At 39.5% G+C, this 9,419-nt stretch carries 9 protein-coding genes; 8 read left to right on the plus strand and 1 reads right to left on the minus strand.

Going from position 1 to position 9,419, the window contains the following annotated elements:
- Positions 1-40: 40 nt before the first annotated feature.
- From H0184_RS26005 to H0184_RS26035, 7 genes are all read left to right on the plus strand, one after another.
- Entirely contained in the window at positions 41-1,042 is a 1,002-nt protein-coding gene (locus H0184_RS26005) for a helix-turn-helix transcriptional regulator (protein ID WP_221830448.1), read from the plus strand.
- A gap of 866 nt (positions 1,043-1,908) precedes the next feature.
- Positions 1,909-2,571, plus strand: a complete 663-nt coding sequence (locus H0184_RS26010; RefSeq protein WP_221830450.1) for a DNA-binding response regulator — start codon at positions 1,909-1,911, stop codon at positions 2,569-2,571.
- A 587-nt stretch (positions 2,572-3,158) separates the two neighbouring features.
- Positions 3,159-3,989: a 5-dehydro-4-deoxy-D-glucuronate isomerase gene (kduI, locus tag H0184_RS26015; protein WP_221830451.1), complete on the plus strand. Its 831-nt coding sequence runs from the start codon at positions 3,159-3,161 to the stop codon at positions 3,987-3,989.
- A 47-nt stretch (positions 3,990-4,036) separates the two neighbouring features.
- Positions 4,037-4,813 (plus strand): 2-dehydro-3-deoxy-D-gluconate 5-dehydrogenase KduD, encoded by a 777-nt coding sequence (kduD, locus tag H0184_RS26020; RefSeq protein ID WP_221830460.1) that lies wholly within the window; start codon positions 4,037-4,039, stop codon positions 4,811-4,813.
- Between the two features lie 36 nt (positions 4,814-4,849).
- Positions 4,850-5,299 (plus strand): NanQ anomerase/TabA/YiaL family protein, encoded by a 450-nt coding sequence (locus H0184_RS26025; protein WP_221830462.1) that lies wholly within the window; start codon positions 4,850-4,852, stop codon positions 5,297-5,299.
- 110 nt (positions 5,300-5,409) lie between these two features.
- Positions 5,410-6,402: a 2-keto-3-deoxygluconate transporter gene (gene kdgT / locus H0184_RS26030; RefSeq protein WP_221830469.1), complete on the plus strand. Its 993-nt coding sequence runs from the start codon at positions 5,410-5,412 to the stop codon at positions 6,400-6,402.
- Between the two features lie 53 nt (positions 6,403-6,455).
- Positions 6,456-7,406 carry a sugar kinase gene (locus H0184_RS26035; RefSeq protein WP_221830471.1) on the plus strand — a complete coding sequence of 317 codons (951 nt, stop codon included), beginning with the start codon at positions 6,456-6,458 and terminating at the stop codon, positions 7,404-7,406.
- A gap of 312 nt (positions 7,407-7,718) precedes the next feature.
- Here the strand turns inward: H0184_RS26035 and H0184_RS26040 are convergent, their stop codons facing one another.
- On the minus strand, positions 7,719-8,483 hold the full coding sequence (locus H0184_RS26040; protein WP_221830472.1) for an IclR family transcriptional regulator: 765 nt from the start codon (positions 8,481-8,483) through the stop codon (positions 7,719-7,721).
- 178 nt (positions 8,484-8,661) lie between these two features.
- Between H0184_RS26040 and H0184_RS26045 the strand changes: the two genes are divergently transcribed.
- Complete coding sequence (locus H0184_RS26045; protein WP_221830474.1) at positions 8,662-9,306, plus strand: bifunctional 4-hydroxy-2-oxoglutarate aldolase/2-dehydro-3-deoxy-phosphogluconate aldolase; 645 nt, start codon at positions 8,662-8,664, stop codon at positions 9,304-9,306.
- Positions 9,307-9,419 lie beyond the last annotated feature (113 nt).

Consider the following 9,419-nt stretch of genomic DNA (forward strand, 5'->3'; position numbering starts at 1 on the left):
ATGTCAAAAAGTGATACTGTTTAGGAGGTGCGCAGCGGATATGAAAAAAGTTGAACGAATTAATATCATCATGCGCTATATCAACAACCGCTCCCACTTTACCATTTCTGAAATCATGCAGGAATTTAACATCTCTCGTTCGACCGCTATAAGAGATATTAGAGAAATTGAAGCGATGGGGATGCCGCTGGTTGCTGAAGTAGGAAGGGATGGGGGTTATTTTGTCATGCACAACTCTGTCCTGCCTGCTGTTCGCTTTACTGATAATGAAATCAAAGCTCTATTCATTGCTTTTATGGCCACAAGAAACCAACAGCTCCCCTATCTAAAAAGTCGTCAGTCTTTAGCTGAAAAGTTACTTGGCCTCATCTCAGAAAACCAGCAGGATGACCTTGTCCTTTTAAATCAAATCTTACTATTCGAAGGGACCAACCCAAATAATCCCGACCTGCTTGAACTGTCAGACCTCCCGCATCCTATTTTAGAAAGACTTATCCAATTCCTTCTTTTGGATCGATTTTTATTGATTACCATTATAGAAGAGAAGGGAATAAAGTCTTATCCAATTTATCTTTTGAACCTTTATCGTGAAAAAAGCCAGTGGCTGATCGAGGGCTTTAACGTAAAGGAAGAAAAGAAACAGATTTTTCATGTCGACAATCTCACCGATGTCGAACCATACCCAATGAAAAAAGGATTAACTAAGCAAAAGATTTTAGAAAAACTAAGGAAGCAGGAAGAAGAAATCAATCTTGTCCTTGAGCTTGGTCCAAAAGCAATTGCCCAATATAAAAAATACCACCCATTAAAAGTTTCCATTTCCTATACGAATCCATACCAAGCTACAGCCATTCTAAAGACTTTTATCAATGTAAAGAATTCTGAAGAGTTGGCTGAAATAACAAATTGGCTGCTCTTCCTAGGTGAAGATATTAAGGCCAAGGAAATGCCAGAGGAAGTTGTAGAATACGTACAAGAGAGATTACACTTATTCTTACCAAAAGTAGTACCAGTGAAACCTCATTTAGATACACTAGGGTAATCCTTGTCATTAATAGAGGAAGAAGGACATTTGGGAGAAGGAGAAAAAGTAAAAATAGGGGCAAATATCCTCAATTATATTGGATGGGGATCAGGTTAAGCGCCTGAGGATAATAGGCGGAGAATTTCCGCTTAATTCATAATTGCTTTTAAAAAAGGCTTAAATAGACGGAGAATATCCGTCTATCGGCTCGGAAAATTGGAAAATGGATGATTTTGATTTGGTTAAGCGGAAAACCTCCGCTTATTTACCCCGCAACGCGCTACAATCTATGTTTAACCGGAGAATCTCCGCTTACCTTATTTTTTCAGGTTACTAGATTAAGGACAAGGCAGCTTAACTAACTAAACTTTAACATAGCACGAATTGAATTTGGATTATATTTCCAATAGTCTCTATCTAATTTGCCTGTGGGGCTTGACCCCGCCAGTAGATAGGTGGGATGAACTGTATCATAAGTAAATGAGAATATTAGTCAAATGACATTCCTTAAGGTTGAGGGTGCTAGAAATTGTCAATATTTTCTTAAAGGGAATATTGACAAAATTAACAATTCTATTAAACTGAAAATAGTTCTATCCAATCTTTTATATTCGCTACATCACCTATTCCTTTCTCCTATTTAAGCCACGTTAAACTTCTTTTCTCACTTACACACACACCATGAGCCATATCCATTATTTAAACTTCAAACAGATTATTAAAATTCAAATCTATTAACTGCCCCCATATTGGTACGAATCAATAAATACCTCGAGAGAAGTACAACTATTATATGTGGTGTGGTTTTTTTTACACCATTTGGGAAAGTAAAGGTTATAAAGGTGCTGTAAAAGACAAGACCCATTAGACAGGAGGAGGAGGCTATGGGATTTGAAGAAGAGTATAAGGTTTTTATGAATGCTCACTTGGAAGCAAGAAGCGGAGAACGGCTGCGGCGCTTAGAAGAAGGTCACAACCAGGCAGAAATGTTGTTTTTGAAGCAAGTGTGGTGGCCCTCATTTTCCCACTTTCGGTATCTTCATCCAGAGTATGAAGTCGATGATTTCAAAGATGGCAAAAGGTATTTGGATTTTGCTTATATTCGTCCCGCCATTCGGATTTGTCTTGAGATTGACGGGTATGGCCCCCATCTAAAGAACATAAGCAGATGGCAATTTTCAGACAACTTGGAACGCCAAAACCAGTTGGTGATTGACGGATGGACCGTGATACGCTTTTCTTATGACCAGGTGAAAGAGCATCCTCGTCGATGCCAACAGATTCTTCAGCAAGTGATTGGCCGATGGCTGGGTGATGAAATAGATCAGCCCTCTCTGTCTATTGTCGAAAAGGAAGTGATTCGTTTAGCCATTCGAAAAGGAGAAGCCATATCCCCAAAAGAAGTCCAGAAGTATTTGGAGCTAAGCGACAAGCCGGTAAAAAAAGTACTTTCTCTACTAGTCGATAAGAAGTTGCTGATTCCCGCCTCTGGGACCAAGAGGGTCTGCACTTATCGGTTGGGGAATCAGGTCAAGCAAGCGATCTGAAATATAGACGGAGAAATTCCGCTTAATAAGTAACGAGATTAATAAATAGCCCAAATAGACGGAGAATATCCGTCTATTGGCTCGAGAAACGCGAATATGGTGGATTTTGCTTTGCATAAGCGGAAAATCTCCGCCTATATACCCCGAAACTAGCTCCATTCTGAAAATAAGCGGAGTATCTCCGCTTAAGTTTCTCGCTGGTTACTCAGACCCAGGAACCCGTGACGCATCATAATGGGACTATAACTTCTATGCCGTCATAGAAGATATCCTTTAAAGAAACAAGATTGGCCATTAATCTTGCTGGAAATTTAATAATAAGTATAGCACTCAAAATAGGCACAACTAGCGGTGACAGCTAGTTGTGCCTTATTTATTTAGGATTAATAAAAGGCCGCAGGAACCGTCCCCCTGGCAACAGAGCAGACTGTAAGGCTTTACCCACAATCGCTTTTCATGTGAAAAAGGTTCACTATTTTTTCACATTATACATGGTTTTTTTGAGAAGAAAGCGTTATAATTAAATTATGAAACGTGGTTCCACAATACGGAACGAACTGCTTGCGACATAAAAGGAGATGTACACTTTGGAAATCAGATATTCGACACACCCAGATCATGCCAAGACATTTACAACAGAAGACATTCGGAAACATTATTTAATAGAAGAATTATTTGTTCCAGGAGAGACTAAACTGGTTTATTCGATGGAAGAACGCGCGGTTATTGGCGGTATCACTCCGATTGAAGAAAGTATTTCTTTAAAGGGTAATAATCAGATGAAAGCTGAATATTTCCTTGAGAGAAGAGAAGTTGGGATTTTTAATGTTGGCGGTACTGGAAGTATCACGGTTGATGGTGAAACGTATGCGATGGAAAATAAAGATTGCTTGTATATCGGATTGGGTAAAAGAGAGTTACTGTTCTCAAGTGAATCAGCAGCAAGCTCTGCAAAATTTTACTTGTACTCTGCTCCAGCTCACAAAGAATATCCGACCCAGCACGTTGCCTTTAAAGATATTGAAGGTGATCGATTAGGAGCATTAGAAACTGCAAATGATCGTGTAATTCGCAGAATGATTCACAAAGAAGGCATTCAGAGCTGTCAGGTTGTTATGGGGATGACTCAATTAAGTACGGGAAGTGTGTGGAATTCAATGCCAACGCATACACATGACCGTAGAAGTGAAGTTTACTTGTATATTGATTTAGATGAAAATGCAAGAATGTTCCATATGATGGGCGAGCCAACACAAACGCGTCATATTGTGATGAAAAACGGTGAAGCTGTGATTTCTCCTCCATGGTCGATTCATTGTGGGGCTGCTACTAGTAATTATACCTTTATTTGGGCAATGGCAGGCGATAATAAAACCTACAACGATATGGATCAAGTAACAATGGACGAATTGAGATAATTTGTATTAACCAGACTACTAAAATAGAAAAATAGAGGTGCTAGATAATGAGTTTACGAGATTTTTCATTAGACTTTTTTAATTTAACAGGTAAGGTTGCAATCGTGACAGGAGGAAATACTGGTCTTGGCCAAGGATATGCTGTTGCATTAGCGAAAGCAGGTGCGGATCTATTTGTTGTCTCATATGATACGAACTGGGATGAAACAAGAGAGCTTATTGAAGAAACAGGAAGAAAAGTATATTTTCATCAAGCAGATTTAACTGCTAGAGAAACTTTACAAACAGTTGTTGATACTTGCCTAAGTGTATATGGAAGAATTGATGTTCTTGTCAATAATGCCGGAACCATCAGACGTAATCCGTTACTTGAATACAAGGAAGAAGATTGGGACGCTGTCATGGAAATTAACCTAAACTCTGTCTATCTTCTAAGCCAAGCTGTTGCAAAAGTAATGGTTGAGCAAAAAAGCGGAAAAATCATTAATATCTGTTCAATGCTTTCATTCCAGGGTGGTAAATTTGTTCCGCCATACACAGCAAGTAAACATGCTGTTGCGGGTATTACTAAATCTTTTGCAAATGAGTTAGCACAATACAATGTTCAAATCAATGCGATTGCTCCAGGATATGTGGCAACTGCGAATACAGCTCCAATTCGTGCAGATGAAGAGCGGAGTGCAGATATTCTTTCTCGTATTCCAGCTGGCCGTTGGGCTACTCCGGCAGACTACATGGGAGTCGTTGTGTTCCTAGCTAGTCAGGCATCTGATTATATGAATGGTCATGTTCTAGCAGTTGACGGCGGTTGGTTAGTCCGCTAAAAACATAGGCACACACATCGAAAAGGGCTGATAACGTTGCTAAAAGGCAGATTAAATGACTTAGTAGAAAGCCAGATTTTATCTAAAAAAATACAATCTAGTTTACTTGTATTAAAAGAACATGACTTTTCAGCCTATCCTGCTGGACGTCATGAGCTGGGTGAGAATTTGTTCTTCTTTTTGAATGAATATGAAACCAAAGAAGCAGAGGCTTGCTTTTGGGAAGCGCACCAAGTATATCTGGACTTTCATTACATTTTAGAAGGTAGAGAAAACATTGCAGTCGATCATATCGACCATCAGCAGGTCAAAGAAGCTTATAACGAAGAGAAGGATGCCACCTTTTTTGAAGGGGATGTCCAATCTATTATTACCATGAATCCGGGAGACGTGATGATCTGTCTCCCAGAGGATTCTCATATGGCGGGGATTACGCCCGATGAAAAGGAAAATGTTAGAAAAGTAGTTCTTAAGGTTAAATTGTAAGCGAAAACATAGTAGAATTAGAGGGAAAAAGAAAACGGTTTCGCAAACACTAATGTCGTATTCCGGTAGATTAAATATCCTAATGTAGACTTGAGAGGTAGGTATTCAACATGAATATTCTGAAGACAATTAAAAAAATTCCAGGTGGATTAATGTTAGTCCCACTAATTTTAGGAGCACTTGTCCATACATTTTCTCCTGGAGCGGGCGAGTATTTCGGAGGATTTACGAATGGATTAATATCAGGTACGGTTCCAATTTTAGCAGTATGGTTCTTCTGTATGGGTGCAAGTATCAATATTAAAGCGTCAGGTAAAGTTTTACTCAAATCTGGAACACTTGTCATAACAAAGATAGCGGTTGCATGGGTCATTGCTGTTATTGTCATGCAATTCCTGCCAGTTGATGGAATACAAACAGGTATATTTGCCGGGTTCTCCGTTCTTGCGCTAGTCGCTGCAATGGATATGACAAATGGTGGTCTTTATGCCTCTATTATGCAGCAATACGGATCAAAAGAAGACGCGGGTGCATTCGTCTTAATGTCCCTTGAATCAGGTCCGTTAGTAACGATGTTAATTTTAGGCAGTACAGGTGTAGCAGTATTTGAACCACAAGCTTTCGTTGGTGCAGTATTACCGTTCCTAATTGGTTTCACTCTTGGTAACCTTGATAAAGATTTACGTGAATTCTTTAGTAGAGCAACAGAAACAATGATTCCATTCTTTGGTTTTGCCTTAGGTAACACGATTGACTTAGCGGTAATTGGAAAAACGGGTCTAAGTGGTATTTTACTAGGTGTTCTTGTTATCATCATTACAGGTGTTCCATTAATGTTAGCTGATAAATTTATCGGAAAAGGTAATGGTACAGCCGGACTTGCTGCTTCTAGTACAGCTGGGGCTGCAGTAGCCAATCCAATGCTTATTGCTGAAATGAAGCCAGAATTTCTGACTGCAGCACAATCTGCTACTGCAATGGTGGCAACGGCAGTTATTGTTACTTCCATACTAGTACCGATATTGACAGCTTATTATTCTAAATATATGAAAAAGAAAAATGGTGAGTTAGGTAGTACAAAAGGGGATAAGCTTACGGCTTAACTAACTAGGGAGACATATCTATGTCTCTCTTTACATTCAGGGAGGGAAATCACATGAGTCGAATTATTACTGTAGGGGAACCAATGGCGCTTTTTGTTGCAGAGCAAGAAGGTTCATTGGAAAATGTTGAACGTTTTGATCGATTTGTTGCAGGTGCAGAGGTTAACTTCTCTATCGGGATGTCCCGATTAGGACATAGTGTTACGTATATTACCAAATTGGGAAGCGATCCATTCGGGAGAAACATTGAAAAGTTTCTTCAAAGTAACGCCATTGATACGAGTTATGTAACCTATGACCCTAGCTTTTTGACGGGAATGCAGTGGAAGCAAAAGGTGTCAAGCGGCGACCCGGAAGTGTTCTCCGCGCGCAAGAATTCTGCAGCTTCTCACATGGATCTTGAAACCATTGCTAACTTGAACTGGGATGGCTTTGACCATATTCATTTGACAGGCATCCCGCCAGCATTGTCCATGGGTTGCCGGGAGATGGTCTACGAATTGATGAAAGAGGCACGTGCAAGGGGTGTGCAAATTTCGTATGATCCTAACCTGCGTCCTGGTCTATGGCCTGACAAACAAGAAATGGCTCAAGTTATTAATGACCTAGCCTGTCGTGCAGATATCGTTCTTCCTGGTATTGAAGAAGGGAAGCTGTTAACAGGCAGCGAAGACGTTTATGAGATTGCGGCTCACTATCATGCTGCGGGTGTAAAAACTGTTGTCATCAAGCTTGGTGCAAAGGGTGCATTTACTAGCTCTGAAGGAAAACAATTTTATACAGACGGTTTCCCTGTAGAGAAGGTAGTAGACACGGTTGGTGCTGGTGATGGTTTTGCTGTGGGTGTGGTCAGCGCCATACTGGAAGGTCTTCCAATCAAGGAAGCTGTTAAACGCGGCGCAGCCATTGGGGCTCTTGCTGTCATGTCACCAGGAGATAATGACGGATTACCTGATAGAGAGAGTTTAGAAGGTTATATAAAAGGCTCGAAAGTAGAGCTATAAGCAGATTGCAAAAGTAAAGAAAACTATCTTCAGCGTTTTCTTTGCTTTTGCTTTTAGTGTTCTTTTATAAAAAATACTTTGTTAAATTTTCATTGTTGATTATTAGTACAACGATATTAAAGGTTTATGAAAGACAAATCAGGAGAATTCCCAATGAGATTAGTCCTTCATAAGCCATGATGAAAGACAAATCAAGAGAGTTCCCAGTGAGATTAGTCCTTCATAGGAATTTCCGGGAGAAAAATCAACATCTTTCTTTAACAGAGCCATAAAAAAAGGTATTCTCGAAAGGAATGAGAATACCACCTATCATTAAGAACCAGAGTATCCTAGGTTCCTTGAGATTGCTATACTATACTGTTTCATTTTTTCAATTAATGTATGGTTAATCAGTTCCATGGTCACACGATTACTTGGTCCTGAAATACTAAAGCTTGCAATGATTTTTCCTTTATGATCATAGATTGGTGCAGCAATACACCTTAATACTTCTTCATTTTCGGAATTATCTAATGCATAACCTTGTTGCTTAACACTTTCAATTTCTTTTAAAAAGGCCTCTTTTGAGGTAATCGTGTACGGGGTCTTTGGAATAAAATCGGTTTTTGAAATCACTTGATCAACATGCTCTGGAGCAGCGCCTGAAAGTAATACTTTTCCTACACCTGTACAATACATGGGAGCTCTGCTTCCAATGCGAGAGTACATTCGGATGGTTTGATTGCTTTCAATTTTATCGATATAAATCACTTCTCCGTGATCCTCTATGCATAAGTGAACGGTTTCATTTACTTCTTGTGATAGTTTCTCGAGATAAGGTTTTGCTATCGTCACAATACTCGAGTTATTTAATAGATTTCTAGAAAGAAAGAGGACTTGTAATCCGAGTTTATATTTGTCTGTTTCTTCATCTTTAACAACATAATTCATGCTTACTAAAGTAGATAACAGACGATGAATGGTACTTTTTGTTAGACCAACCTGCTCTGTCAGACGCGCAATTTGTATGCCATCTGGGTATTCAGAAAGCTTGTTTAATATGGTTAGGGCACGTTCAATGGATTGAACATTAGACATCACATTCGACCTCTTTTATGGGGATAATTAAATGATATTCTTTTTATATGTTCTTTATTATGGAACATCATTCTACTATATGATACGTTAATTAGAGACAATTTGTAAAATCAATTTTAACACCGCGGATTATTTTACTATAATTTAAAATAATGGATTAGCTGAAAGGATGGACATGATGAAAAAATTAACTATTTTATCGAAACTGACCGATTGTGGAGTTGTCGCTGTTGTAAGGGCAGATTCAAAGGAAGAGGCCGTTAAGATTTCCGAAGCCTGTGTTGAAGGCGGTATTAAAGGTATTGAGGTTACGTTTACTGTACAGGGAGCCGATGAAGTCATTAAAGAATTAGCTTCTTTGTATAAGGATAATGATGATGTTGTGATTGGGGCAGGAACAGTTCTTGATGCTGTAACCGCCAGAATTGCTATTCTAGCAGGAGCAGAGTTCGTTGTTAGTCCTGCATTTGACGCGGAAACAGCAAAGCTATGTAACCTCTATTCAGTGCCATATATGCCAGGCTGCATGACGATCACAGAAATGAAACAAGCATTAGAAGCGGGAGTGGATATTGTTAAATTGTTCCCTGGAAATGCATTTGGACCTGACTTTGTGAAGTCCGTCAAAGCACCGCTACCACAAGTAAACATCATGCCAACAGGCGGGGTCGATTTAAATAACGTAGAACAATGGATCAAAAATGGATGCGTTGCAGTCGGAGTAGGCGGCAGCCTAGTAGCACCAGCCAAAACAGGAGAATACGAAAAAATTACCGAATATGCGAAACAGTACGTTGCTAAAGTGAGAGCAGCGAGGGAATAGGTTGTCCATGGGGACGGTTCTGTACTGACCCCCAAAAGTTAGAGTAAAATCTGGCTTTTGGGGTGTTTATTTATGGGCAAATATAGTGAAGAATTAAAACTATTGGTGGTAAG

It is taken from the genome of Neobacillus niacini, assembly GCF_019749295.1.
Lineage (GTDB): Bacteria > Bacillota > Bacilli > Bacillales > Cytobacillaceae > Neobacillus > Neobacillus niacini_D.